This window comes from Mesorhizobium sp. AA22 (assembly GCF_001672375.2).
Classification (GTDB): Bacteria; Pseudomonadota; Alphaproteobacteria; order Rhizobiales; family Rhizobiaceae; genus Mesorhizobium; species Mesorhizobium wenxiniae.
On the sequence record NZ_CP048406.1, the window covers coordinates 4,831,642 to 4,857,525 of the forward strand.

The 25,884-nt window shown below is 62.5% G+C and carries 24 protein-coding genes and 1 tRNA gene; 12 read left to right on the forward strand and 13 right to left on the reverse strand.

Going from position 1 to position 25,884, the window contains the following annotated elements; translation table 11 throughout:
* Nucleotides 1-26: 26 nt before the first annotated feature.
* From A9K68_RS23325 to A9K68_RS23335, 3 genes are all read right to left on the reverse strand, one after another.
* Complete coding sequence (locus tag A9K68_RS23325) at nucleotides 27-851, reverse strand: galactosyl transferase (protein ID WP_065010395.1); 825 nt, start codon at nucleotides 849-851, stop codon at nucleotides 27-29.
* Between the two features lie 35 nt (nucleotides 852-886).
* Nucleotides 887-1,885, reverse strand: coding sequence for a polysaccharide pyruvyl transferase family protein (locus tag A9K68_RS23330; RefSeq protein ID WP_065010394.1), 999 nt, complete (start codon nucleotides 1,883-1,885; stop codon nucleotides 887-889).
* A 61-nt stretch (nucleotides 1,886-1,946) separates the two neighbouring features.
* Nucleotides 1,947-3,431 carry a lipopolysaccharide biosynthesis protein gene (locus tag A9K68_RS23335; protein ID WP_065010393.1) on the reverse strand — a complete coding sequence of 495 codons (1,485 nt, stop codon included), beginning with the start codon at nucleotides 3,429-3,431 and terminating at the stop codon, nucleotides 1,947-1,949.
* A gap of 306 nt (nucleotides 3,432-3,737) precedes the next feature.
* Between A9K68_RS23335 and A9K68_RS23340 the strand changes: the two genes are divergently transcribed.
* A complete protein-coding gene (locus A9K68_RS23340) occupies nucleotides 3,738-4,595 on the forward strand; it encodes a polysaccharide pyruvyl transferase family protein (RefSeq protein WP_203546857.1) in 858 nt (285 codons plus the stop codon).
* On the opposite strand, the gene A9K68_RS23345 is transcribed toward A9K68_RS23340, so the two are convergent.
* Nucleotides 4,574-5,656 (reverse strand): hypothetical protein, encoded by a 1,083-nt coding sequence (locus tag A9K68_RS23345; protein ID WP_065010392.1) that lies wholly within the window; start codon nucleotides 5,654-5,656, stop codon nucleotides 4,574-4,576. The genes A9K68_RS23340 and A9K68_RS23345 overlap by 22 nt on opposite strands.
* Nucleotides 5,657-5,809: 153 nt before the next feature.
* Between A9K68_RS23345 and A9K68_RS23350 the strand changes: the two genes are divergently transcribed.
* Nucleotides 5,810-5,886: transfer RNA gene (locus A9K68_RS23350), tRNA-Pro, on the forward strand.
* A 122-nt stretch (nucleotides 5,887-6,008) separates the two neighbouring features.
* Here the strand turns inward: A9K68_RS23350 and A9K68_RS23355 are convergent.
* The gene (locus tag A9K68_RS23355) at nucleotides 6,009-6,845 is read right to left on the reverse strand and encodes a universal stress protein (RefSeq protein WP_065010391.1); all 837 of its coding nucleotides are present in this window, start codon (nucleotides 6,843-6,845) and stop codon (nucleotides 6,009-6,011) included.
* A gap of 368 nt (nucleotides 6,846-7,213) precedes the next feature.
* On the opposite strand from A9K68_RS23355, the gene A9K68_RS23360 reads away from it, so the two are divergent.
* From A9K68_RS23360 to A9K68_RS23370, 3 genes are all read left to right on the forward strand, one after another.
* Nucleotides 7,214-8,776 carry a bifunctional aminoglycoside phosphotransferase/ATP-binding protein gene (locus A9K68_RS23360; protein WP_065010390.1) on the forward strand — a complete coding sequence of 521 codons (1,563 nt, stop codon included), beginning with the start codon at nucleotides 7,214-7,216 and terminating at the stop codon, nucleotides 8,774-8,776.
* A gap of 31 nt (nucleotides 8,777-8,807) precedes the next feature.
* Complete coding sequence (gene trxC / locus A9K68_RS23365; RefSeq protein ID WP_065010473.1) at nucleotides 8,808-9,257, forward strand: thioredoxin TrxC; 450 nt, start codon at nucleotides 8,808-8,810, stop codon at nucleotides 9,255-9,257.
* 120 nt (nucleotides 9,258-9,377) lie between these two features.
* On the forward strand, nucleotides 9,378-9,866 hold the full coding sequence (locus A9K68_RS23370) for a nucleoside deaminase (protein WP_065010389.1): 489 nt from the start codon (nucleotides 9,378-9,380) through the stop codon (nucleotides 9,864-9,866).
* A gap of 32 nt (nucleotides 9,867-9,898) precedes the next feature.
* Here A9K68_RS23370 and A9K68_RS23375 read toward each other — a convergent pair whose 3' ends face one another.
* The 7 genes from A9K68_RS23375 to A9K68_RS23405 form a co-directional block, all read right to left on the reverse strand.
* Entirely contained in the window at nucleotides 9,899-10,867 is a 969-nt protein-coding gene (locus A9K68_RS23375; protein ID WP_065010388.1) for an ABC transporter ATP-binding protein, read from the reverse strand.
* A gap of 2 nt (nucleotides 10,868-10,869) precedes the next feature.
* On the reverse strand, nucleotides 10,870-11,877 hold the full coding sequence (locus A9K68_RS23380) for an ABC transporter ATP-binding protein (RefSeq protein ID WP_065010387.1): 1,008 nt from the start codon (nucleotides 11,875-11,877) through the stop codon (nucleotides 10,870-10,872).
* Between the two features lie 2 nt (nucleotides 11,878-11,879).
* On the reverse strand, nucleotides 11,880-12,797 hold the full coding sequence (locus A9K68_RS23385) for a dihydrodipicolinate synthase family protein (protein WP_065010386.1): 918 nt from the start codon (nucleotides 12,795-12,797) through the stop codon (nucleotides 11,880-11,882).
* 17 nt (nucleotides 12,798-12,814) lie between these two features.
* The gene (locus A9K68_RS23390) at nucleotides 12,815-13,717 is read right to left on the reverse strand and encodes an ABC transporter permease (protein ID WP_065010472.1); all 903 of its coding nucleotides are present in this window, start codon (nucleotides 13,715-13,717) and stop codon (nucleotides 12,815-12,817) included.
* On the reverse strand, nucleotides 13,717-14,676 hold the full coding sequence (locus tag A9K68_RS23395; RefSeq protein WP_065010385.1) for an ABC transporter permease: 960 nt from the start codon (nucleotides 14,674-14,676) through the stop codon (nucleotides 13,717-13,719). Before A9K68_RS23395 ends, A9K68_RS23390 begins: the two co-directional genes overlap by 1 nt.
* Nucleotides 14,677-14,756: 80 nt before the next feature.
* Nucleotides 14,757-16,337: an ABC transporter substrate-binding protein gene (locus A9K68_RS23400; RefSeq protein WP_065010384.1), complete on the reverse strand. Its 1,581-nt coding sequence runs from the start codon at nucleotides 16,335-16,337 to the stop codon at nucleotides 14,757-14,759.
* Between the two features lie 43 nt (nucleotides 16,338-16,380).
* Entirely contained in the window at nucleotides 16,381-17,094 is a 714-nt protein-coding gene (locus A9K68_RS23405; RefSeq protein ID WP_065010471.1) for a FadR/GntR family transcriptional regulator, read from the reverse strand.
* A gap of 146 nt (nucleotides 17,095-17,240) precedes the next feature.
* Here A9K68_RS23405 and A9K68_RS23410 point away from each other — a divergent pair, with 146 nt between their 5' ends.
* From A9K68_RS23410 to A9K68_RS23425, 5 genes are all read left to right on the forward strand, one after another.
* Complete coding sequence (locus A9K68_RS23410; protein ID WP_065010383.1) at nucleotides 17,241-18,212, forward strand: Gfo/Idh/MocA family oxidoreductase; 972 nt, start codon at nucleotides 17,241-17,243, stop codon at nucleotides 18,210-18,212.
* Nucleotides 18,209-19,204 carry a Gfo/Idh/MocA family oxidoreductase gene (locus tag A9K68_RS23415; RefSeq protein ID WP_065010382.1) on the forward strand — a complete coding sequence of 332 codons (996 nt, stop codon included), beginning with the start codon at nucleotides 18,209-18,211 and terminating at the stop codon, nucleotides 19,202-19,204. Before A9K68_RS23410 ends, A9K68_RS23415 begins: the two co-directional genes overlap by 4 nt.
* On the forward strand, nucleotides 19,194-19,883 hold the full coding sequence (locus A9K68_RS23420; RefSeq protein WP_246811215.1) for a dihydrodipicolinate synthase family protein: 690 nt from the start codon (nucleotides 19,194-19,196) through the stop codon (nucleotides 19,881-19,883). Before A9K68_RS23415 ends, A9K68_RS23420 begins: the two co-directional genes overlap by 11 nt.
* A complete protein-coding gene (locus tag A9K68_RS31870; RefSeq protein WP_246811216.1) occupies nucleotides 19,883-20,146 on the forward strand; it encodes a hypothetical protein in 264 nt (87 codons plus the stop codon). Before A9K68_RS23420 ends, A9K68_RS31870 begins: the two co-directional genes overlap by 1 nt.
* 102 nt (nucleotides 20,147-20,248) lie before the next feature.
* Nucleotides 20,249-21,019 (forward strand): TIGR01458 family HAD-type hydrolase, encoded by a 771-nt coding sequence (locus A9K68_RS23425; protein ID WP_065010381.1) that lies wholly within the window; start codon nucleotides 20,249-20,251, stop codon nucleotides 21,017-21,019.
* Between the two features lie 37 nt (nucleotides 21,020-21,056).
* Here A9K68_RS23425 and A9K68_RS23430 read toward each other — a convergent pair whose 3' ends face one another.
* Nucleotides 21,057-22,589, reverse strand: a complete 1,533-nt coding sequence (locus tag A9K68_RS23430) for an FAD-dependent oxidoreductase (RefSeq protein WP_065010380.1) — start codon at nucleotides 22,587-22,589, stop codon at nucleotides 21,057-21,059.
* 281 nt (nucleotides 22,590-22,870) lie between these two features.
* Between A9K68_RS23430 and A9K68_RS23435 the strand changes: the two genes are divergently transcribed.
* Nucleotides 22,871-23,839, forward strand: coding sequence for an SDR family oxidoreductase (locus tag A9K68_RS23435; protein ID WP_065010379.1), 969 nt, complete (start codon nucleotides 22,871-22,873; stop codon nucleotides 23,837-23,839).
* 88 nt (nucleotides 23,840-23,927) lie between these two features.
* Nucleotides 23,928-25,640: an HAD family hydrolase gene (locus tag A9K68_RS23440; RefSeq protein WP_065010378.1), complete on the forward strand. Its 1,713-nt coding sequence runs from the start codon at nucleotides 23,928-23,930 to the stop codon at nucleotides 25,638-25,640.
* The last annotated feature ends 244 nt before the right edge of the window (nucleotides 25,641-25,884 follow it).

A 25,884-nucleotide genomic window follows, 5' to 3' on the forward strand; every position in this document is an offset into this window, starting at 1 on the left:
CCATCAAGTTGGCCTGCCCGGGGTGATCATGTATCCCGGCGAACAGCGGTTTTGCCGAAGAACTCGCGTTTCGCGGCCTCACCGACCAGCCGCAGCCGTGAGGCATTGCGAAGCAGTCGCCTGGGTCGTTTGAGCGCGCCCCAGTTCAGGAAATACTTGGCCATGATACCGGGCGTCCTGCTGTGCGAGCCGGCATGGGCAACGCGATAGACGGCGCCGCGAAACGGCAGCGTCGCCAGAGGCGTACCGCGCTCGGCCAGAATGTCTGCAATCCGGATATGACTGCCGAGCATCGACTTCATCCAGTCGGGAGAGGCATCCCCGTAACGGTCGGGCAGACCATAGAGGTCCGACCGGATTATCAATGACGTCCCGCAAAGATGGTTAAAGTCGTCATAGCCGAGCAGGAGCTTGCCGCCGTCGTCCCAGACATAGCCGCGGTCGATGGTCCATCCGTTTGCGTTTCGGTTCTCCGACACGTGCTGGACAAGGCGGGCGCTCACGAAATCGTCGTCGTCGACGATCATGAAGAAGCGGCTGTCGCGTGCCCGCAGCATGCCCTTCAGCACACGGCGGCCCTTGTCGACGCGGAAGGCGTCGTAGAAGTCCTCCTTGCTCGCCCCACCGCGCTCATGCGCATCGTTTGGCGGAAAGGTCACGCGTTCGACACTGAAGCGCTCGGGGAGATTTGGCAGATCGGCGCCCTCGTTTGCGACGATGATGCCCCGCCAGTCGTCGTTGGTCTGGCTCGATATCGAGCGAACCGTCTGGGCGAGATTCGCCTTGAGCCTGCTCCAGTCGCGCGCATTGTCCTGGTGGCGCACGGGAATGATGAAGGTGACGAGTGTCATCTCAACCTCAGCAAATGTCTTCTGCGTGCCAAAGATCAGGCGGCGACAGCGGCTGCCTGCCGCGCCCAGCCGATCCCGTCGTCGAGCGAGGTCGCCTTGTAGGAAAGGTCGGATCCGCCCGAGAATGCCGCCATGAACCGCCGTATCTTGCCGTAGCTGTTGTCGAGGACCGCATGCGGCCGACCGATCAGCAGCGAGCAGATATGGACGTGCAGGCGATCGGTGACGATCGCACGCCCGCGCGAAATCTGCCGGATGCCTCGCCGGAAGCGATTGTGCGCGGCCGCGTCCAGCTTGCGCAGCCGCACCTCTGCCGGTTTGAGCGCCAGTAGCGCGGAGGCAGCACCAATCGCCTTGGCGACGCGCACCTGCCGCGCAGATTCGGTGATCCAGTCCTCCATCGGAATGTCGGGGTAGGCCGAGCGATCCGCGTCACCTGCCTTCTCGAGGTCCGCCCTCAACATCGCCAGCACCGGAAACTCGGATGCTTCCGGTTCGAGCGCGCCGATGCAGAATGCCATATCTGGGCAAAGCCGCACCTCGCAATCGAAGTGCTTCTCCGCGAACGCCTTCGATTCCTCGTCGCGCACCAGGAGAACAAAGTTCTTGTGCCCGCCGATGATGCGCGCGCTCCTTTCCCGGCGCTCCTGCGACTTGTAGTGAATCGATTGCGGAAACTGGATGATCCGGCGGTTGGGGAATTGCTCGAGCACGCGCTCGCGGAAATCCTGATGCGTGATCCAGAGGTCGCCGAAATTGCCGCCGCCATGGATGAAGATCGGTCCAGTCGGGACGGCCCGTTCGAGATCCTCCGCCGAGAAGTCGCGCATGCGCGAGACATAGGCCGGCCGCTTGTCGTAGCGGTCTTTCAGGTAGGCCATCTCGCCGAGCCAGATGGCTGAGTCGCCGCAATTGCGGATATCCGGAAAGTCGAGGATCGCCAGCGGCTCGTCCGCCCGGACATAGTCCTTCAGGCAGTCATGGATCATGTCCTGCAACCTGTCGATCAGAACCGGAGGCGTTTCCACTGGCATTCCACTTCCTCCATCTGGCCGACCGTTCGGCTCGTGTTGCAGCAAATCCGACGTGCTAGCTTCAGCCATGGCGAACCTTCGACAGTATCTTGCCCAAGATGTTCAGGATTTCCCGCTCGGGCCCGTCGGGCCGCTTCATCGACAGCCATAACCCGAAGCTCGACCCGCAATAGAGGACCGCGCCCAACGGAACGAGGATCGCCAGCTGCCAGGCAAGCCCCACGCTGTCGTTCGCCGCGGGCAGCCAGGTCGAGGCGAACAAGACGCCCGCGGCCATGATTGCGATGCTTGCGAGCGCACGCCCGTTGGCCGCCAGCTGCTCCAGCACCGTTACGCCGATGAAGTGCTTGACCAGCACCATGTTGACGAGCGCTCCGAGCAGTCCGGTGAACACTCGGCTGTAGATGACACCTTCGAGCCCGTAGAGCATGAGGGCGCCGAAGATGATCGGTACGCGGACGAACAGCATCTGCGTGTCCCGGACGAATAGAAGCCTCGTCTTGCCCTTCGCCATGCCGAGCGGCTGCGCCAGCGAGCCCAGCGTCTGCAGGGCGTACACCGAGGCGAGCGACTGGATGATGAAGATTGCCGGCGCCCATTTTTCACCCAGCGTCAGCCTGACCAGGGGATCGGCGATCACCGCAACGCCGATGCCGGCAGGAAGCGCGATCGCGGCGACAAGTGCCTGGACGCGCTGATAGGCGGCGGCGAGGCGGCCTGGGTCGTCGCGAATTGTGGCGAAGCTCGGGTAGATCGTCTGGGTGAGCGGCGCCGTCGCCTCGCGTGTCGGCAGGCGGGCGAGATTGCTGCCGACGGTGTAGTAGCCAAGCTGCGCATTGCCGAGCACCTTGCCGATCAGCAGGTGGTCGAAGCGCCAGTTGAGCGTGTTGACGATCTGGCCGGCCGTCAACCAGGCCGAGAAAGAGAAGAACTCCCGCATGTGCTTGAAGACGATCCTCGGGCGGAACGGCACCACCAGATAGGAGGTGACGAGATAGGTCGCCTGGCTCACGAGGGTACCCACCACCAGGGCCCAGTAGCTGTGGAAGATCATCGCGATGGCCACCGCCACGACGACCCCAACGAACTTCTGCGAAACGCTCAGCACGAATTCCTGCCAGAAGATCAGCTTGCGCTGCAGCATGATCAGCCGCGGATTCGTCATGCTGCCGAGCAGCACGCTGAAGCCCAGCGCAACCATGACGCCGAACAGGCGCGGGTCTTCATAGACCACCGATGCCGGCCAGGCACAGGCCGCGAAGAAAAGGCACAGTATCAGTCCGCGCGTGGCATTGAGGGTCCAGGCAGCGCTGAAATGCGATTCGGTGGGCGCCTCATGTCGGATGAGCGCCTGGGTGAGCGAGAGTTCGGTGACTGTGGTGACGATCAGGAGCATCGTCGTCGCCAATGCAACGAGGCCGAAATCGGCAGGCGAGAGGTACCACGCCAGCACGAAGGTGCTGAGCGTTGCCAGCCCGTTCACGATCGCTCGCGACAGGCTGAGCCACATGCTTCCCTTGATGAGCCGCCCGGTGATACTGCTCATGCTGCAGGCGATTCCCGATACTCTCAGCGCCATTTGGCGCTCTTGTTGCACCCCGAGCCGCAGCGCTTATACCGCGAACGAAGACGGGTAACGAGAACAAAGATCAGCGCCCATTTGCCGCACCGCACAATTACCGTGGAGAGCCGGCGCGGAGCGGATTTTTCACATTTGCGGTGGCGCCGATTTGCCGCACTGCACAACGGCTCGCGTTGGTCGACAATGAGGCAACACCCGCGGTCGAATGTGCTACACCGCTTTCGGTGGCGGGTCTGGCAGAGAGCAAGCCCGAGGGAAGAGGTGTTCGTTTTGCTGGAAGAGGCCGCCATGGCTCAAGGTGTGAGGAAAATTGTCCGCAAGGTGCGCGGTCTTGCTCGACGGGACAGAGGCTACGTGCCCCCTCCCCCGTTCCAGCCGAACACGATCGAGCTGTTCTACTGGAAGTCGCCCCTCGGCGTGAACTTCGGCGACTATCTCTCCTCGGTGATTGTCAACAAGATGGCGGCCGACGCCGGCTGCTTCCTGGACGAGGAACGTCCGAGGCCGGTGAGGCTCCTGGGCATAGGCTCGATCCTGCATTTCGCGCGCAACGGCGACGTCGTCTGGGGTTCCGGCATCAACGGCAAGATCCGAGACGAACGGCACGTGTTCAGCTCGCTCGACGTGCGCGCCGTCCGTGGTCCCCTCACCCGCGATTTTCTCGTGCGGCGTGGCATCGACGTGCCCGAGGTGTTCGGCGACCCCGGGATCCTCGTTGCCGATCTTCTGGGTTCCCGTTTTCCGAAACCTGCCGAGCGCAAGACGCCGGTCGCGTTCGTCCCCAACTTGCACGACCTGCCGAAGATGGAGGGATGGGAAAACGTCGTCTCTCCACTCGACCATTGGGCGAGCGTGGTACGGCGCATTTCGGAAGCGAGCCATGTCATCTCGAGCTCGCTCCACGGGCTGGTTATTGCCGACGCGTTCGGCATTCCCTGTACGTATCTGCGCCTGTCGGAAGAAGAAAACACACTGAAATATGAGGACTATGTCCTCGGCGTCGGCCGCGCGCGACTGGACATCACGCGATCGCGCGAGGAGGCCGTCCGCGCGAGCCCGATGGGCACGGCCCGGCCAGATCTCGCGAGGCTGAAGGCGAGCTTCCCCTACGATCTCTGGGATTGCTGAGAGGCCGTCGGGGTCGGCTCGACAGCAGCGCGCCGCGCGGTCAGCGATTTCAGGAAGCGCGTGACATCCGATCCGACCCTCGTCCACTCAAATGGCGACAGGTCCGGGCGCGGCGACGTGGACTTGCGGAGTGCGGCGAGGAAGCTCTCGAGAGTGGCGGCCGATATTTCGCCGTCGAACAGATGCACCCACTCGGCTCCGACCACCTCCTGAAGCTCCGGCAGGCTGCCGATCCGCGGGGCCAGGAGCGGCTTGTTGCGCCCGAGCGAATGCAACGCGACGCCGCTGTTCAGGATGTTGCGGTATGGCAGCACGACGGCGTCGTGTGAATCGATGACGCGCTCTAACTCGTCGTCCGGCACGAACTCCCTTCGGATGTCCAGCTTAATCCGCTTGTCGTCGCCCGCGGCTGCGCGGATCCTGCGTTCGAGATCCTCTTCCGGGCAAACGCCGATCACCGTGAGCGAAAACGCAGCCGTCGCCTTGCGGGCCTCGGTAACCAGCTTTTCGACGTTCTTGTACTCCCTGATCAGTCCGAAGAAGAGAAGCCTGTTGTGTCGCTCGGATGGTCTGGCGTCCCGCGGTGGTTCGGCGACCGATTCATAACGACCATGGACCGTGACCAGCGTGGCGAGCGAACGGGCCGCGGGATGCAGGCGATGCAACTCGCGGCGGGAATGTTCGGAGAGGAGGATCACGCCGTCGAGCAGCTTCAGAAACAGGTAGGTGGTCAGCCCCGATTTCAAGCTGCCGCCGTCATGGGGCTCCAGGTTGTGTACCACCCACAGAAACCTGGTTCCGTGAAAGACCCTGTCCCAGAGCATGCGGCCGAGAAGCTTGAGCGTCGCCTTGCGGCTGCTCGGCCGAAAGAATTCGGTCGGCCAGTGGAAGAGGACGATGTCGTAGCGGCCGCGGCCCAGGTGCTCCCAGTCGAACTGAACCCGCTCGAAGCTTGTGCCGTCGATGTGGCCGGAGAAGAGACCCGTAAAGCTGTTGCCCGGAGCATTGAGGGGTTTCAGCGCCAGAACAGGTTTCTGCGCGAAATGTGTCTTGTCGGTCATCGGCAATGTTTCCGTGGCAACGCTTGATCCCGAAGGGGACCCTAGGCCTGTCCCGTGCCAGCGCAAGCGCGGGTGTCGGGTCAATTGGTCGCGGCTTCTGACCCGACGCGTTCAGGAACGAAGTGCGGCGGCTATAAGCCCGCGGTCTGGTCACGGAGTGTAGCGCAGCCTGGTAGCGCACATCGTTCGGGATGATGGGATCGCAGGTTCAAATCCTGCCACTCCGACCAGAAAAAACAAGCACTTACCTTTTCCCGAAGCCGCCTCCCACCTGAAACCCTACCTGAGACTCACTCGCAAGCCCAACCCTTCTGCGCGTTTTCGGGCTCGACCATGCCGTATTGGCCGGCGATTAACGCGCCATAAGGATCGGCATCGACGGGTCTTCAAGCATCGAGATGGTGACGCCGCCGAAGATGCGCTCGCGCAACCGGGAATGACCATAGGCGCCCATCACCATCAGATCGGCGGCGATGTCGACCGCGTGCCTGCGAAGCACGTCGGCGACTGAATGATCCAAGCTGGGCAGCCGGTCGACCGTGACATTCACGCCATGCCGCGCGAGATAGGCAGCGGCGTCGGCTCCGGGTTCGGCCCCGTGGCGGTATTGGTCCTCCACCGGATCGACCATGACAAGGCGCACCTCTTCGGCACCTGGCAGCATGTTGAGAGATTCGCGGACGGCACGCGATGACTCCAGACGAGCGTCCCATGCAATCAGCACGCGTTTCGGCTTCAGTGTCGGCCGCGACCCCTCGGGGATGAGCAGCAAGGGCTTTCCTGAAGAAAACAACGCGCCTTCGATCGCCTTGCTTTTCAGCGTTTCATTGGCAAGCAACTCCGGTCCAATAACCGTAATGTCGGCGTAGCGGGCACGGCGGCCAATGGTGTCGTCGGCCCAGCCGGCTTCCGGACATTCGTTGGAGACATCGGCCGAAAGCACCCTGCCGGCGAGAAAAGCCGACACGGCGGCGGTTCGCTTCTTCAACAGGTTCTCGTCGGCCTGACGCTCCTCGAGCCAGGCTTCCGAAACGACTGCGGCATACTCCCCGACCGGTGGCGGCGCAGCTACGGCAACGACCAGAACCGCAAGATGGGCGCCGATTTCGTTGCACAGGTCGGCGGCCAGCCTGAGATCGTCGTCGCCCTTGTCCGGCCCCGTAACGGTAAGTATCGTCCTGAAAGCCATGGCGGCTGCTCCCGATCTTGCCTCAAAGTCCAATCGTCGTTGCAACAACAGCGAGACGGCTCGGCGCGTTCCTAGCGCTGAGACAAGAAAGTCGCCGCGCATCATTTTGATCCGTATCAACATGCCCACGTGCCGGACGCTAACAGGCTTCAGGCCGCTACGTCGTGCCTGAACATGGCGATCGCGATATGCCGTTGTGGGGCCGCCAATGTCTTCCGAAGGACGCCAACAAATACGGCCGAACGCCGGAGAAGTCGCACTAGGGAACGCATCCGTGACTTGGCTGGTTATATCCAGACGCTGCAGCAGGAAGGGCCCGATGGCGCGGAATTTCAGCGACCACGTGGATACAGACAAAGAGGCATCCGATGATCGTCGAAGATCAGGAATCCGTGGTCGCGATGTTGATGGACCCTGCCGCATATGGCGAGACTGGGCCGGTCGAGGCGATCGAAACCCATATCTCACGTATCTTCCTGGTTGGCCAGCGCGCCTACAAGATCAAGCAAGCTGTAAAGCTGCCCTATGTCGACTTCTCGACCCCGGTGCTGCGGCTCGCCGCTTGCGAGAAGGAGGTGGAGCTTAACTCCAAGACCGCGCCCGGCCTCTATCTGGGTGTGCGGCGCGTCACGCGAGAGGCCGACGGCAAGCTCGCCTTCGACGGGAGCGGCGAACTGGTCGATGCGACGATCGAAATGGTCCGCTTCGACCAGTCGAAGCTGCTCGATCGAATGGCAGTCGGTGGCGAACTGACGCCTGCGCTGATGACGGCGGTCGCGCGCATGATCGTGCGCTATCATCGCGGCGCGCCGGAGGTCCACAAGGGCAGCGGATCCTCGAACCTGGCAGGCGTGCTCGCCATCAACGAAGCCGGCTTTGCCACCAGCCATGTTTTCGACGAAGCCGAGATCAACGCATTCACCGGGATTTTCAGCACCGCCCTTGCCCGTCATCGCGAACTGCTCGACCGGCGGGAAGCGGCAGGCAAGATCCGGCGATGCCACGGCGATCTGCATCTGCGCAACATCTGTCTCTTCGACGGAGAGCCCCGCCTCTTCGATTGCATCGAATTCAACGACCAGATCGCCAGCATCGATGTGCTTTACGATCTGGCCTTCCTGCTGATGGACCTCTGGCATCGCGGCTTTCCGGAACTCGCCAACCTGGTGATGAACCGCTACCTCGAAGAGGCAGACGACGAGGACGGCTTCATTCTCCTGCCGTTTTTCATGGCAGTGCGGGCCGCAGTGCGCGCGCACGTCACCGCAACCCAGATCGAGGAAGGCAGTGCCGATTCCGGCGGGCTGATTGCCGAGGCGAGATCCTATTTCGAGCTTGCCCGAACACTTCTCCAGGCAAGGCCTCCTCGGCTGATCGCTATCGGCGGCTTGAGTGGTTCCGGCAAGACGGCCGTTGCCGAGGCACTCGCCGCGCATGTCGGCGCGCCGCCCGGCGCCCGCATTGTCGAGAGCGATCGCATCCGCAAAGCGATGCATGGGGTACCGGCCGAGACGAAGCTGCCGGACAGGGCTTATCAACCGGAGGTGTCCGACCGCGTCTACCGCGAAATGGCATGGCGCGCCGGCTTGATCCTTGCCGAAGGCGGTTCGGTGGTCGCCGATGCCGTCTTCGACAGGCCGGCCGATCGCGACCGCATCGAGAAGGTGGCAAACGGCAGAGACGTTGCTTTCGCCGGATTCTGGCTGGAGGCGGATCCGCTCGTTCTTTGGCAGCGGGTGAGCGAGCGCAGCGGCGGTCCTTCCGACGCCACTGTCGATATCTTGTCGCGGCAATTGCAACGAAAGGCTACCCCGTCCACCTGGCGCAAGGTCGACGCCGATCGAAAGCTCGCCGACATCGCCGCCGAGTTGGCGAGCGTTTCGGACGCGGCCGCTCCTGCGCAGGGTACTGCACTCAAGACAGCATCGTGACGGCGACGCGCATAAAGATGGGTGAATGGGCATGACGCAGGAAAAACTGATGGTTTGCGGCAAATGCGGCGGGGTCAATCGCATGCCGCCGGGACGGGATGCCGGGGACGCGAAATGCGGAAAGTGCGGCTCTAAACTGTTCTCGGGTCGCCCGGCAGACGTCGACGCACAGAGCTTCGATCGCCAGGTCAAACGAAGCAGTCTCCCCGTTGTCGTCGACATCTGGGCACCGTGGTGCGGCCCCTGCAAGATGATGGCGCCGGCCTATGAAGCAGCAGCAAACGAACTGGAGCCGCACGTTCGCCTGATCAAGCTCAATTCCGACAATGAGCAGGCCGTTGCAGCCAGGCTCGGCATTCGCAGCATCCCGACCATGATCCTCTTCCATGGCGGCCAGGAGGTTGCGCGCACATCCGGCGCCATGACGGCGGGGCAGATCGTCAGGTGGATCCGCGATCACCTGCCGACGGCCGCGGCCTGAAAGTCGGCACACTGTCGATGATCGCCGTGGAGCGCAGAAAGCGAGCGCAGAAAGGCATATGACTTGAGTCGCCGGATTGTCCGGCACTATGATCAAACGGCACTGCCGGAGGATCTGCCGATGCCACAACGCCCCTATGATGAGCGCCTGCTCCGTCAGGCGTTCGAAGTTGCGCGCAAGGCCCGCGATGCTGGCGAACATCCCTTTGGTTCGCTCCTCGCTGACAAAGACGGCAATGTGTTGCGCGAGCAACTCAACGGTTACAAATCCGGAGGGGGCGACCGCACCGCTCATGCCGAAAGGCTGCTGGCCTCGTGGGCGGGGATGAATTTCAGTCTCGAAAAGCTGGCCTCCTGCACACTCTACACTTCGGCCGAACCTTGCGCGATGTGCTCCGGGACAATCTATTGGGCGGGTATCGGACGCGTCGTGTACGGGCTGGCTGAGCATGACATGAAGGCACTGACGGGTGCACACGTCGAGAATCCCACACTCGACCTGCCCTGCACGGTCGTTTTCGAAGCTGGGCAGCGTCAGACTGAAGTCGTCGGCCCGCTGCTTGCCGATGAAGCGGCGCAACTCCAGGCCGATTTCTGGAAAGACAAGTAGCTCAATTGCCGCGCGCGGCAAACGAATGAGTGCTAGCCGATGTCGTCGCGAATGCAGGCCTTCAGATGGCCATCGGACGCTGTTGCCCGCAATGGCGGGACGATGCCGGCACAAGCGTCCAGGGCAACCGGGCAACGGGTTCGGAAAACACACCCGGTTGGCGGATTTGCGGGGCTTGGAATGTCGCCCTTCAGCACCTGCCGGCCCTGCTTGGCCAGTGGGTCGAACGACGGAATGGCCGAAAGCAGCGCGCGCGTATAGGGGTGCTTCGGCCGCGCATAGAGCGCGGCCGCCGGCGCAACTTCCATGATGCGGCCGAGATAGAGAACGATCACCGTGTCGCAGATATATTCGACGACGGCCAGGTCATGCGAAATGAACAGCATGGTCAGACCGAGCCGGACCTGCAGGTCGCGCAGAAGATTTATGATTTGCGCCTGAATGGAGACATCGAGGGCAGAGACCGGCTCGTCGGCGACGATGAATTCGGGTTCGAGCGTAATCGCCCGTGCGATGCCGATGCGCTGACGCTGCCCGCCCGAAAATTCGTGGGCGTAGCGATCATAGGCATCGACTGGCAACTCGACCGCAGCAAGTGCCTTCTCCGCCCTCGCCCGCCGCTCGCGCCTGTTGCCGATGCTCTGAATATCCAGGCCTTCGGTCAGGATCTGCCCGATGGTCATGCGCGGCGACAGGCTGGCGAACGGATCCTGGAAAATATACTGCATCTTTCGGCGCTGGCGAGCCAGCGGCCCGGCGCTCAGCTTGGTGATATCGATGCCGTCAAAGCTTATTTCGCCGGATGTCGGCTCGATGAGACGCAGCAGCGAGCGGCCGATCGTGGTCTTGCCCGATCCGGATTCACCGACGAGGCCGACCACCTGGCCGCGCGCAATATCGAAGGAAATATCTTGCAGCGCCCTGACGACGGGACCGCGCGAGAACGCCGTCGGCGCAAAATGCTTGGTCAGTTTCCTGACCGAAAGGAAGGGGGCATTCATCGTCAGAGATCCTTCCAACGCAAACAACGGCTGTGCTGGGTCGACGTCGCCGCGAACAATGGCGGCACCGCGGCGCGGCAGGCATCGACAGCCATGGCGCAACGCGGCGCGAAGGAGCAGCCCTTAGGCAGCAAGGCCAGCGACGGAACATTGCCGGCGATGGTCGGAAGCGGCGTTCCTGCTGCCTTCAGCGAGGTGGCCTGGCCAAGCCGTGGCACCGAACGCATCAGCCCCGCGGTGTAGGGATGACGCGGACGGGTGAACACCTCGCTCACCGGACCCGATTCCACGATGCGCCCGGCATACATCACCGCGACCCGGTCGGCGATCTCGGCAACGACGCCCAGATTGTGCGTGACGAACAGAATGCCCATGCCGCGCTCCGCCTGCAGCTCGGCCAGCAGGTCGAGAATCTGGGCCTGGATGGTGACGTCGAGCGCGGTAGTCGGCTCGTCGGCGATCAGCAAGGTCGGATTGCAGGATAAGGCCATGGCGATGGTGGCGCGCTGGCGCATCCCTCCCGACAGCTCATGCGGGTATTGCCGCGCCCGCCGATCGGGATCGGGAATGCCGACCTGAGCCAGCAGCCGCACGGCGTCGGCGGCCGCATTGCGATGCGACTTGCCAAGATGGATGCGGATCGGCTCGGCGATCTGTTCGCCGATCGTGTAGACCGGATTGAGGCTGGTCATCGGCTCTTGGAACACCATGCCGATGTCGTTGCCGCGCACCTTGCGCAGCGACTCAGGATCGAGGCCGGTCAGCTCGGTGACCGTGCCATCCCTGCGCCGCAGCGCGATAGATCCCTCGGCGATGTGTCCGATCTTCTTCGGCAGCAGGCCGATGATCGACAGGCTGGTGACGGACTTGCCCGATCCGGACTCGCCGACGAGCGCGACCGTTTCACCCGATCCGATCGTCAGATCGAGGTCCTGCACGGCGGCAATGTCGCGTCCCGCGATACGGAACACCGCCCGCAGACCGGAAATCGAGAGAATCGGAGCGTCCACGGTCAGCGCAGCAACCCGACGTCGCGAAGGATGATTTCGACCCTTGCGGTTTCCTCGTCGTTCAAGCTGCGTTGCGGCCGCGCCATGGTGTTGGAGGCGATGATGCCGAGGCTCTTCATCGCGGTCTTGAAAGCGCCAACGCCGGCCGAGCCGGCGCTTGTCCTGCCGAGCGAGATCCAGACGATCTCGAACAGCTTCAACAGCCGCTCCTGTTCCACTCGGGCTTCGGCGTGCTGACCCGTCTGCATCAAGGTCCACAGCTTGACGTAGCCGTGCGGGTCGACATTGGCGAGGCCCGGCACGACACCATGCGCGCCCATGGCTAGCACGCTGTCGACCAGGATCTCGGATCCGGTCATGCCGAAGAAATTCGGATCGTCGGCCATATCCTTGAGCACATAACGCAGGCTGCCGTCATCGCCGCTGGAATCCTTGATGCCGGCGATAGCGCCCTCGCTAGCAAGGGTAACGGTGGTCTTACGCTCCAGCTTGACATGGACACAGACCGGAATGTCGTAGGCGATGATGGGAATGTCGACCGCGTCCTTGATATAGCGGAAGTGATCGCCGATCTCGGGCTGGCTGGTGCGGGCATAAAACGGCGCGGTGACGACGACCGCGTCGGCACCGGCCGATCTGGCTATCTTGGCATGGTTGATGACCCGATCGGTTGTCGGGTCGATGACCCCGGCGAAGATCGGAACGCGGCCGTTGTTGACCTTGACCGCGTGCTCAAGGATGGCCCGGCGGCCGGCCTCGTCATGGAAGACCACCTCGCTGGTCGAGCCGAGCACGAAGAGGCCGTGAACGCCGCCGTCGAGCAGGTTTTCGATGGTCCGGGTAAACGACGCGAAATCGACAGTGAAATCGGCATTGAGCGGAGTGACGACAGGTGGCACGACGCCGGTAAACAGGGGCATGTTGAAAAACCTTTGGGTCAGTTGAGATCGGAACGAGGGTCGAATGCATCGCGCAGACCGTCGCCGATGAAGTTGATGGCCAGGACGGTGAGCACGAGCACGGCGCCGGGAAACATCCATTGCCAGGGATATTGTTCGAGCACCACGGTGGAGCGGGCGAGATTGAGCATGTTGCCCCAGCTGGCCTCGGGCGGCGCGATGCCGAGACCGAGGAAGGAGAGGCCGGCTTCGAGCAGAATGGCGTTGGCGATCTGCAGCGTGGCGTAGACGACAAGAATATCGATGCAGTTGGGCAGGCCGTGGCGGAACAGGAGATGCGGCAGCCCCGCCCCCATGCCGCGGGCGGCGACGACGAAATCACGCTCGCGCAGCTCGAGCAGCCGGGCGCGCACCATGCGCGACAGCACCGGCCATGAGAGCAGCGAGATCACCAGGATGGTCGGCGCGATGCCGGTGCCGGCGATCGAAGCGAGCACGAGCAGGAAGATCACCGGCGGCAGCGTCATTGCGAGATCGACGAAGCGCATCACCGTGCCGTCGACAAGGCGCCCGCCGAAGCTGGCGACGGCGCCGAGCAGGAAGCCGATGACGATCGAGATGGCGACCGAGCAGACGGCGACCAGCAGCGATATCCGCCCGCCTTGCATCAGCCGGGCCATGACGTCGCGGCCGACGCCGTCGCTGCCTAGCCAATGAATAGCGGACGGTCCCTTGTTGATCGCCCTGAGATCGATGGCATTAGGGCTGAACGGCCACCACAAAGGATAGGTCGAAACCGCCAGCAGGATGGGGACGACGATAAGCAGACCGGCGCGCGCCGCACGATTTTCGAAGAAGCGGTCGAGAGCGCGGCGGAGCGGTCCTTTGGTTTGCGGCACGGCTGTCGGCTCGACGGTCGGATCTGGTGCGGTGATTATCATCACGACACCTGGATGCGCGGGTCGACGACGGCATAGACGATATCGGTCAGGAGATTGACCAGAATGACGCAGATGCCGATCACCAGAGTAGCGCCCATGATCACCGGGTAATCCCTTGTGCCAACGGCGTTGACCAGCAGCAGGCCCATGCCTGGCCAGTTGAACACGCTTTCGAGGAAGATGGCGCCGCCGATCGCGATGCCGACCGTCGAGCCGATCAGGGTGATGACCGGCAAAAGCGCATTGCGGGTCGCGTGCTTGATGATGACCCAGAATTCGCGCACTCCCTTGGCACGCGCGGTCCGCACATAATCCTGGTTGAGCACTTCCAGCAGCGACGCGCGCATGTAGCGCATGATCAGCGCGGCGTGTCCGATGGACAGCAGGCAGGCGGGCAGGACCAGGTGCGCGAGCACGTCCGATACGGAAAAAGGTGCGCCGGCGGTCTGCATGCCGCCTGATGGCGCCCAGCGCAGCAGCACCGAGAAAAAGTACAGTCCGAGAAGTGCCGTCAGAAACGCCGGGCTGGAGATGCCGACGAAAGCAACCATCGACAGCGCGATGTCGGGCAGCGCGTTGCGGCGGACGGCGCTAAAGATGCCGGCGGAGATGCCGAGCACGATGGCGATGGCTAGGCCGGTGCCCATCAAGAGGGCGGTTGGGCCGATGCGCTCCATGACCAGCGGCAGCACGGCAACGCCGCCGCGTTGGATCGAATAGCCGAAGTCGCCGCCGAGCGCAGCGCGAAGCCAGGCGAGGTATTGCACGGGAAGCGGTTGGTCGAGCCCAAGCCGGTCACGCAGGACTTCGAGGTCGGAAGCAGACATCGGGCTGGACGGATTGATATAGGCGTCGATCGGATCGCCGGGCGCCAGCCGCAGCAGGATGAAGATGAGGACGCTCAAGGCGACCAGCATCAACAGTCCTGTAGCGCTGCGGCGGGCAATGAAACTCAGCATTGGCTGTCCGTGGCGATGGTGAGCGGAGCCGGCATCGTGCCGGCCCGTTTCGTTGGCGGGCCGGAATGGCTCGCCAGCCGTTACTGGATGTCCCAGCGTTCCGGGTGAGCCGCATAAGGACCGCCGGCCGGCGCCGGCGTCCAGACGAAGTCACGCAGCTTGTTGGAGGCGACGCCATAGCGGTTGGCCACCCATAAGGTCGCCCAGGGCAGATCCTTGTTCATCACCTTGCAGACCTGCTGCCAGGATTGATCGATCCTGGCCGGATCGGTCTGGGCGAGCGCAGCGTCCAATGCGGCGCTGAGATCATCGAACTCGATGCGCATGGTGTTGAAGCCTGCCGGCGGAATCTGGGACTTGTTGAGACCAGGGCTGATGCCAGCCGGATTGGGACCGTTCTGCAGCCCGGCATAGACCATCGCAAACGCGTTCCAGTCCGGCGTGCCTTCCTTGTAGACGATGCCGTTGTAAGTCGGAGTATCGACGACACGCGGCACCACATTGATCCCGACCTCGGCCAGCATCGACTGGATGGCGGCCATCACATTGGCCGCTTGCGGCGAGCCGTAATAGGTCAGCAAGGTGATGGGTTTGTCGCCGTTGATCTTTTCCCAGCCCGCCTCGGCAAGCAGAGCCTTGGCCTTTGCCGGATCGTACGCATAGGGTTCGAGGCCTTCCGGGAGCAGATGCGGTGCGACGTAGCCGCAATTCGCCGGTTTGGCCGCGCCGCCATAGAGGCTCTCGATGATGGCATTGCGATCGATCGCATACATGATCGCCTGGCGGACGCGAACATCCTTAAAGAGCTCGACCTTCTGGTTGAGGCCGATGTAGTTGACCACATAAGAAGCACCCTCGATCACCTTGAAATTGCTGTCGCTCTTGAACGATACCGCGTCGTCTGGCTCGACATAGGTGAACTGGATTTCACCGGCGCGCAGCGCGGCAACGGCCGCCGCCGGGCTCTCGAAATACCGGTTGATGAGCACGTCGACCTTCGGCTTGCCGTCGCGATAGTCGTCATCCGCGGCCAGTTCGACATATTGATCGCTGACATAGCGCTTGAACTTGAACGGGCCGGTGCCGACCGGCGTGGTGGACCACCAGGTGCTTGTGGCCAGCGTTTCCGGCGGCATCGCGGCCAGAGCATGCTCCGGCAGGATCATCACCTGCGAGAGAATGGACAGGAAGGAGCCGTTGGGCTTCGACAATTTGACGACCACGGTGCGATCGTCCGGCGCGTCGACCGACGCGATATCGCCGAGACGCGCGGCAAACAGACTGCCGGAGGCCTTGTTCCTGGCGAGCTCAAGCGTGAACTTGACGTCCTTGGATGTGAACGGCTTGCCGTCGTGCCAGGTCTCCTGGGCAAGGTTGAACGTGTAAGTCAGCTGGTCGTCGCCGACCTTGTAGTCCTTGGCCAGATCGCCTTCGAGCTCGGTCAGTTCGGCGTTGTAGATGACCAGCGGTTCAAAATATGTGCTGAGCCAGGTAAAGCCGCCGGTCGCAGCCAGCGGATTGAAGTTCTTGGCAAAGCCGCCGGGGCCGACGTCGAAGCCCCCGGTTATGGTCTTGGCGCCCTGCGCCTGGACGCTGGGGGCCAGGCCGCCGAGCAGCAGCCCGGCAACAGTCAGATGACGAGCTATGGTCTTGATGCGCATGGTTTTTCCTCCCTTGGCATTTGTCAGGTAGTCCGGCGTTGGGTCAGGTAATCCGGTTTTTGGCGATGACTTGCTGAATCCCCCTGTAGTGGTCGTCGAGGCGCTGACGCGCCCGGTCGACATCCTTGGCGGCGACGGCCTCGACGATCTCGTGATGGTCGCGCCAGGTCGCCAGCGGCGTCGGATTGTCGAGGCTGGTGAAATTCGAGGCCTTGTTGAACGCCACCCAAAAAATGTCGATCAGCGCGCTCAACATGTGATTGTTCTGGCAGCGGAACAGCAACTGGTGGAATTGCTGGTCCTCTTCGGCAAAGCTCTCCTGGCGCTCGGCGCGCCGCCGCATGCTTTCGGTCAGCTGGCGCAGCGCAGCGATGTCTTCGGCGCTGATCATCTCGATGGTCTTGGCGATGAGGCCGGTTTCAAGGACGCGGCGGATCTCGCGCAGCTCCTCCACGTCGCGCAACGAATCCTGCAGGCCATATGCCAAATTATCCAGCAAAGGCTTGAACGAGAATTCCTTGACGAACACGCCGATGCCGCGACGCGTCTCCAAAATACCGATCGACTCCAGCGCTTTGATCGCTTCCCGCACCGAGTTGCGGCCGACGCCGAGCCGCTGCGCCAGGAAGGTCTCCGGAGGCAAGGGATCGCCTGCCTTGAGCTTGTTGCTCTGGATATAGTTCCTGAGGCTCTCCTGCACGCTGACGTGAAGCAGCGGCGGTCGGGTCAGCGGTTCGATCGACTTGGGTTCCGACATGGATTTGGGTTCCGAGATCGATTTGGGTTCCGACATTTTGCTCCAAGCGCCGCCGCAACTGCGCCGATGGCGCGCCGCAAAGCGGTCGATGCTTGTAGCATAGCGACTTGTAGGATATCCTGCAAGCAGGAGGATACACCACTGAAATGAAGATCGTCCTGGCCGGCTCAAGCCATTGGCACGCCGAAATGCATCTCGACGCTGCCCACTCATGTGACGCCGAAATAGCCGGCATTTGGGATGAGGACGCGGAGCATGCGCGCGCCTTCGCGACGCGTCATCGTCTGCCGTTCATTGCGGATTTTGCGAAAATCCTCTCCAGCCCGCCGGACGTGATCCTGCTGATGGGACATCCTTCGACCGTACCGGCGCGGGCGCGGGCTGTCGTCGAAGCTGGCATACCGCTGATCCTGGAGAAGCCGGCGGCGAGCAGCACCGGAGCGTTGGCCGCGCTGCGGGACCTGGCGGGGCAGCACCAGGCCTTCGTCAGCGTTCCCCTGCCCAACCGCTTTGGACCGGCCGTCACTGCCTTTGAACGGCTGCGCCGGCAAGGCCGTGCCGGTGCGGTTGCGCATTGCCAGTTCCGGCTGGTCAATGGCCCGCCGCAGCGCTATGCGGCCGAAGGTGTCGCCTGGGTCGTGGATCCGGCGATCGGTGGCGGTGGCGCGCTCAGGAACCTCGGCATACACGGCCTCGACGCCGCGCTCAGCCTGGCAACCGGCGGACTTCAGCTGAAAGCCGTTTCGATCGAGAACCGCATTCACCGCGCCGCGGTCGAGGACCATGCGCTGCTTATGCTGGAAGATGCTGCCGGAGCCTTGTTCGTCGTCGAGGCAGGATACACGTTCGCGTCGATGCGCCCCGGCGGCGATTTCGAATGGCGCATCGTCAGTGAGAATGCCACCCTCATTGACTATGGCGACCGCGCCATCTGTGCGACGCTCGACGATGGCGCTATCGTTGACTTGCCGGTCGAATTGCCGGCGACGCGCTACCGCCTGTGCATGGGCGACACGCTCGACCGGCTGGCCCGAAAGGCGCCGCCGGCGACTTCGATCGATGACTATGTTGCGGCGATGTCGCTTATCGACGCCGCGTATGAAAAGGCAGGACGATGACTGGAATAGGCATTATCGGAGCGGGCGATTTCGGTGCGGCCCATGCAAGGGCAATCAAAGAAGTGCACGGCCTGCAGCTCGTCGCATCGTGCCGCGGGAATAACGATGCCCTGGCCGGCTTCACCGGCGAACATGGTGGTCGCGGCTACACCGATTGGCGCAAGCTGCTGGATGACAAGGATGTCGACGCTGTCCTCATCGCCAGCCCTCACCACCTCCATGCCGAGATGGCGATCGGCGCAGCAGAGGCCGGCAAGCACATCATGCTCGAAAAGCCGATGGCGCCGACGGCAGCGGCCTGCGATGCGATCAATGCCGCCGTGGCCGCCGGTGGCGTCAAGCTGATGGTCGCCCATCTCATGCATTTCGCCCTGCCCTGCATGGCAGCCAGGCAGATGCTGGAGGAAGGAGCGCTCGGCCGGCCTCTCATCGGATCGAGCTGGATCATCAAGCTCTGGATGGAGCACAATCGCCGCGACTGGCATCTGCGCAAAGCAACCGGCGGCGGCATGCTGTTGACGGCCGGTATTCATGCGCTCGACCGCCTGGTCTGGCTGATGGATGACGATGTGGTTTCGGTGAGCGCCATGCTTGGCGCCAAGTTCCATGAACAGGAAGCCGATGACACCGCCCTGCTCGGACTGCGCTTCGCCGGCGGCGGGCTCGGCCAGGTGCAGAGCGTGGGCTATCGCAATGGCGCGACCACCTACGCCATGGACCTGGTCTGCGAGCAGGGAACGCTGCGCATCGACATGGACCGCGGCACGATGCTGGGGCGCGATACGGTCTGGACCGACCTGCCCGGCTCGTTCGAGCCGAACTGGATGCACAACGCGCTGGTGCGCGAATGGACGGCGATGCGCGATGCCATTGCGGACGACAGTTCGGTGCCAATCTCCGGCGCCTATGGGCGCAAGATCATCGGCATCATCGAAGCCGCCTTTGCCTCGAACGAGACTCGGCGCGAGCACGAGATCGCCGGTGCTTGCTGAACCGGACGACCACCTGACCCACTTGCCCGCACATGCGCCGCGCGGTGTCTGGGGTGCAGTGATGCTGGCCATCGACGATCGCAGAGCGATCGATTGGGAGGCGACGGCAGAGACGATCGCGCGGCTCTGCGCGACCGGAGTCGACGGCATCTATTCCAACGGCACCGCCTGCGAATTCCACTGCCAGACCGAGCCCGAGTTCGACCGGCTTTGCGACCTGGTGGCCACGATAGCCGGCCGCGCGCGCCTGCCTTTCCAGATCGGCATCAGCCAGTCCAATCCGCGCGTCGCGCGCGAGCGGCTGATGCGGATGTCGGCGCTTCGCCCGGCGGCAGTGCAATTCACCTTGCCCGACTGGTGGCCGCCGAGCGACGGCGAGGTCATGCGTTTCGTCGGCGGTCTTGGCGAGACTGCGCCTGACATGCCACTGGTGCTTTACAATCCGCCGCACGCCAAGCGGCGCCTGACACTCGAACGTATCGCCAGGCTGCGCGCAGCCGTGCCGTCGCTGGTCGGCGCCAAGCTGCCGGGCGGCGAGACCAGTTGGTACGCCGACATGCACCGCGAACTGCCGGGATTTTCGGTCTTCGTGCCCGGCCATATGCTGGCGACGGGATTTGCCCATGGCGCCCACGGCAGCTATTCGAACATCGCCTGCCTCAGCCCGAAGGCGCGGTGATGTGGTGGCGTATGATCCGCACCGACGCGGCAGCCGCTGCCGAGGTCGAGAAGCGCATCCAGGCCTTTCTCGCCACGCACGTTCTGCCTTTTCGCGCTCGCTACAATGTCAGCGATGCGGCACTCGACAAGGCGATGGCGGCGGCCGGCGGCTGGGCGCCGCTTGGCCCGCGACTGCTCTGGCCCTACAGCTCGGTTCCCGACGGGGAGATCGCGACGCTGGCCGAAGCTGCCCGCACGGCCTTCCCCGAATGGTGGCAGTGACCGTCGGTCAATCGAATGCGCCTGCCCGCCCTGATCCAAAAGGAACAACCATGGCCTTGTTCCGGATTTGACGCATGGCGGACTCGTGGTCATGCTGGACCGATGACAAGGGGTGTACTGCTGGACCTCGCAGGCGTCATCTATGATAGCGAGACCGCAATACGAGGCGGGATCGACGCCCTCGCGCGTTTGCGCCAGGCCGGGTTGGCCATACGCTTCGTAAGCAATACCACGCGCTCGTCGAAACAGGAGGTTCTCGAACGTCTGGAGGCAATGGGACTCACCGTTACCAAGGCAGATGTTTTCACGCCGGCGCACGCTGCTCGCGAATGGCTGCTTCGCAATGGCTGTGCGCCACACTTGTTGGTTCACCCTGGCCTTGCGCCGGAGTTTGACGAACTGCCGGATCGCGACAAGCGCGCCGTCATCGTCGGCGATGCCGGAGACGCCTTCACATATGCGGCGTTGAATGACGCGTTCCGCCAGCTGAGCGCGGGGGCCGAATTGCTGGCCCTTGCCACCAACCGGACGTTTCGAGATGCTGACGGCGGGCTCAGCCTCGATGCAGGGCCATTCGTCGCGGCATTGGAATTTGCCTCCCTGAAACGCGCAATCGTTCTCGGCAAGCCCTCGCCGGCATTCTTTCTGTCGGCGCTGGCAAGCATGGACTGTCCGCCGGATCAGGCGATCATGGTTGGCGACGACGCCGAGGCCGATATAGCTGGCGCCCTGCGCGCCGGACTTTCGGCTGCATTGCTGGTGCGGACAGGCAAATACCGGCAGGGCGATGAGAAACGGTTTGATCCGCGCCCGACCGCAACCGTGGCCGATCTCGCGGCGGCAACCGATTGGATCATTGCGCGCCGAGACTGATTGCGCGGGCTGAACCGGCCGTACAGCGCCCGCCTTGCTAGGTCATCCGGCGCTCCATTTGCACCTCGGCCCCTAGACTTTCGATGTCGCGGAAGATCGAAGCGACAGCCAGCGCGCGCCCTTCGCGCTTGAAGCGGAGCAGGCAATCCTTGGCAATGATGTCTCCATCGACCTCGATCTCGTCCCATTGCGCGGCATGGCCGACGTAGTTGATGGGAACGTCGTAATGCTGGCTCCAGAAGAACGGCACGGCGACGAATTTCTCGCGATGGCCGAGCATGTTAAGGGCCGCGGTTCGCCCCTGCCTCTCTGCGACCACCCAATGCTCGACCCGAATGTTCTCGCCACTGTGCGGATCTGGCCACCGCGCAATGTCGCCGGCCGCGAAGATCCCTGGTGCGCTCGTCTCCAAAAAGGCGTTCACGACGACACCGCGGTCAAGGATGAGCCCCGCCATTTCGGCAAGCCCTGTCCGCGGTCGCACGCCGATGCCGGCGACGACGAAATCCGCCGCCAACGTATCGCCACTGCTGAGTTTCACCTTGTTGCCGTCGATGCTACTTGCGGTGTCCTCGAGATGGAATACGACACCATTCTCCTCATGGAGGGCGCGGATGAAATCGCCCATTTGCGGACCCAGGACGCGTTCCATAGGCCGTTTTTCCGGCGCCACGACATGCACTTCGATATCGCGCGAGCGCAGGGCCGCGGAAACTTCTAGGCCAATGAAACTGGCGCCAAGCACGACGGCGCGGCGCGCGGTCGTGGCTCGCTCGATGATCGCCCTGCAATCTGCGAACGAGCGCAACGTGTGAACGTGTGGCAGGTTGGCGCCGGGTATGGTCAGGCGAACCGGTTCGGCTCCGGTCGCAAGGAGTAGCCTATCGTAAGGAGTCCGGGCCCCGTCCGCGAGTACAACTTCGCCAGAACGTGCATCGATGCTGGCGACGTTCGCATTGAGGCGCAGGTCAATATCGTTCCTTGAGTAGAAGCTTTCTCCGCGGAGCGGAATCCAATCCTCCGGTGCTTTGCCGGCGAGGTAGTCCTTGGAAAGATTGGGCCGATCAACGGGCGGCGCTTCGTCGTTGCTGAGCATGACAATGCTGCCCTGATAGTGTTCGCGCCGCAGTTTCTCTGCCGCCGCGAAACCGGCCGCGCCGCCACCGACAATGACGATTCTATGCGGAACCTGGCCGGAGCTTCCATTGCGCTGCTTCGGTGCCGTCCGTTTGCGTCTTTCTCCGACGAATATCCGATCATCGCGTTGTTCCACCGACCAGCAAGCGAGTGGATTAAAAGCAGGGGGGCGCAAGGCCTCGCCTGTACGCAAATCGAAGCACGCGTGATGCCAGGGACACCGGACGGTGTCTTCCACCACAAGACCGTCAGCGAGCGGCCCGCCATAATGCGTGCATGTCGCCCCTATGGCGAAGACCTCCGCCCCGCGGCGCACCAGCAGCACCTGCTCATCGCGGCAATGGCCGAGGATCTTTCCACCATCGGGAAGGTCGGTTAGCGCGATGCCCTCGACCAGATCCGGCCCGTTTGGTTTGACATGACCTTCAGCCATTTTCCTCTCCCCTGGCGCGATCCGGTGACAAAATAGCCTGTACTGCCGAGCGGCGGGAAATCTTCAGGTCACCAGCTCGGAATACCATCTGCCTGGCTAGCGCGCCTTCAGTTTCTCGGACACCGCTTGTGCCCAACGTCCGGCCGCCTCATTCGTTGCCAGTTGGGCAGTACGCGCCATCGATTTCCTGGCGTTTGGATTCGCTGCTGAAGGAATGACACCGTCGCGTAAACTTTTTCGCCGGACATGCGTTGTCCCTTTTCCAAGCTAAGGAGACAGCCATGCAGATGAAATCGGAAATCGCCGGCGAGGCCGCCAAGCAACGCCACATCCAGCGCGGCATCGATGCCAAGGACAAATCGAAGGACGGCAAGCAGCAAGGCGCCATGCAGGCCGGAGCACGCAAATATCCCGAGCCGCCCTTTCCTGAACAGCACCAGCCGAAGCCGGGGCACGAATGGGCCATTGAGCCGGCGCCGCTCTATGATGCGCCATTCTATATCGGATCAAAAAAACTAGATGGCAAAGTAGCCGTCATCACAGGCGGCGATTCAGGCATCGGCCGAGCCGTGGCCGTGCTCTATGCGCGCGAAGGCGCCGATGTGGCGATCGTCTATCTGTCCGAGGATAGGGACGCCGAAGAGACGAAGAGGGCCGTCGAAGCCGAAGGCCGGCGCTGCATGCTGGTCAAGGCCGACGTCAGCGAACGCGACCACTGCCACAACGCGGTGGCTGAGGTGGTAAAGGAATTTGGCCGGATCGACGTGCTGGTCAACAACGCCGCTTTCCAGATCCATTCCAGCGACTTCAGCGAGCTGACCGAAGAGCATTTCGACACGACGCTGAAGACCAACCTCTACGGTTATTTCCATATGGCGCAGGAGGCCGTGCCGCATATGAAGCCCGGTTCGGCGATCATCAACAGCGGCTCCGTAACCGGCATAGAGGGCTCGAAGCAACTGGTCGACTATTCAATGACCAAGGGCGGCATTCATGCCTTCACGCGCGCGCTCTCGGGCAACCTTATCGAAAAGGGAATTCGGGTGAACTGTGTGGCGCCGGGCCCCGTGTGGACGCCGCTCAACCCGTCTGACAAACAAGCCGGTGACGTTTCGAAGTTCGGCGCAGACACGCCGATGAAACGGCCCGCACAACCGGAGGAGATCGCGCCGGCCTATGTATTCCTCGCCTCACCGCATTGCTCGAGCTACATCACTGGCGAGATACTGCCGATCATCGGCGGCTACTAAGTGCCTGTCGCCCGCTCAGCTCGATCCTTGTGCGACCTCTCGCCTGTGACGATGGTAGCGGCGATCTCAGATATGAAATGGTCGACAGATGTATTTCATTGCCTTGGCGACAGACTATGACGGCACGCTGGCGCACGATGGGATCGTAGCTGAAAAGACGCTTGCTGCTCTCGAACGGGTCAAGAAAAGTGGCCGCAAACTCATCCTCGTCACGGGCCGCGAGCTGCCCGATCTCAAGCGCGTTTTTCCCGAGCTCGGCATGTTCGACAAGGTCGTCGCCGAAAATGGGGCGTTGATCTACACGCCTGCCAGCGAGGAAGAACGTGCGATCTCACCGGCACCGGCGCCCAAGTTCGTCGACAAGCTGAAGAAACACGGCGTCAAGCCGCTTTCGGTCGGACGGTCGATCGTTGCGACCTGGGAACCACACCAGGCAACAGTTCTTGAGGTCATCAAGGAACTCGGGCTGGAGCTGGAAATCATCTTCAACAAGGGCGCGGTGATGATCCTGCCCAGCGGCATTAACAAAGCAACCGGGCTGGCCGCCGCACTTGAGGATCTCAGGCTGTCGCCACACAATGTGGTCGGTATTGGCGATGCTGAAAACGATCATGCCTTCCTGCAGGCCTGCGGCTGCAGCGTCGCTGTCGACAATGCACTTGCGGCGGTCAAGGATACCGCGGACCTTGTAACGCGCGGCGCGCGTGGAAAAGGCGTCGAGGAGCTGATCGAAAAACTGGTAAAGCGCGATCGGGAATTTGTCCGAAAACGCCGTGACGGCATGCTTCTCGGCTCGGCCGGCGGCGACGAAGTCTATCTGACGCCGACCGACACGGTTCTGATCGCCGGAAGCTCCGGCATCGGCAAATCCACCTTGGCCACCGCGCTGACGGAACGCTTCGTCGAGAACGGCTTTCAGTTCTGCATTTTCGATCCGGAAGGCGACTATGATGGCCTCGAAGGCGCCGTCCGGATAGGCGATGGCTCGAGCGAACCGACAAAGGCACAAGTGCTCGACCTGATCGAGAAGCCGGACACCAGTGTGGTCGTCAATGGGCTGGCGTTGCGGGTCAATGAGCGACCGGACTTCTTTGCCGATCTGCTTCCCGGGCTTGGCAGTTTCCGCTTCCGTACAGCGAGGCCACACTGGCTAGTCGTCGACGAGGCGCATCATCTTCTCCCCAAGAAGCGCGACGACACGCGCGCCGTCCTGTCGTTGGAATTACCTGGCACTGTCCTGATCACCGTTCATCCGGAAGCGATTTCGACCGATGCCCTGCGTCTGGTCACTGCCGTCATTGCGCTCGGTCCCAAGGCCAAGAATGTCATCAAGGCCTTTTGTCATGAGACGGATATCAAGCCCCCAAAGGATATTCCCTCGCCAAAAGGCGAGCGCGTGCTGTTCTGGCGGCCGCACGCCCGCAAGAAAATTGCCATGGTCAAAGCGATCGAGCCGCGCCAGTCGCTCAAGCGTCACAGCCGCAAATATGCGGAAGGTCAACTCGACGAGGCCGGCAGCTTCTATTTCAGAGGTCCCGACAACGCCATGAATCTTCGGGCCCACAACCTGATGATCTTCGCTCAGATTGCAGAAGGCATCGACGACGCGACCTGGGAGCATCACCTGCGTGCCGGCGACTATTCCGAATGGTTTCGCCATCAGATCAGGGACAAGGAGCTGGCGCGCGAAACCGCCGAGGCAGAAAAAGACGAAATGCTCTCGGCGCAGGAAAGCCGCAAGCACGTTCTGGATGCAGTACGTCGCCGTTACACGGCTCCTGCCACCGCCCCGGAGGAATAGAGAGCGAAGGGATCGGCCATGCACATCATTCTGGGAGGACAGGTCGGAACGAAACAGTGTTATCTCTGGATTTTCAATCCGTTACCGGAGAAAATTATACTAATAAATCCTCTATTCTGATCGGCAGATCGCGGATACGCCTGCCAGTCGCATGATAAACCGCGCTTGCGACTGTTCGCCAAAGACCTTGACGCCGGCCCGGTTGACCTCGTGATCGGGGCTGAGTTCCACAGCCATTTAATCC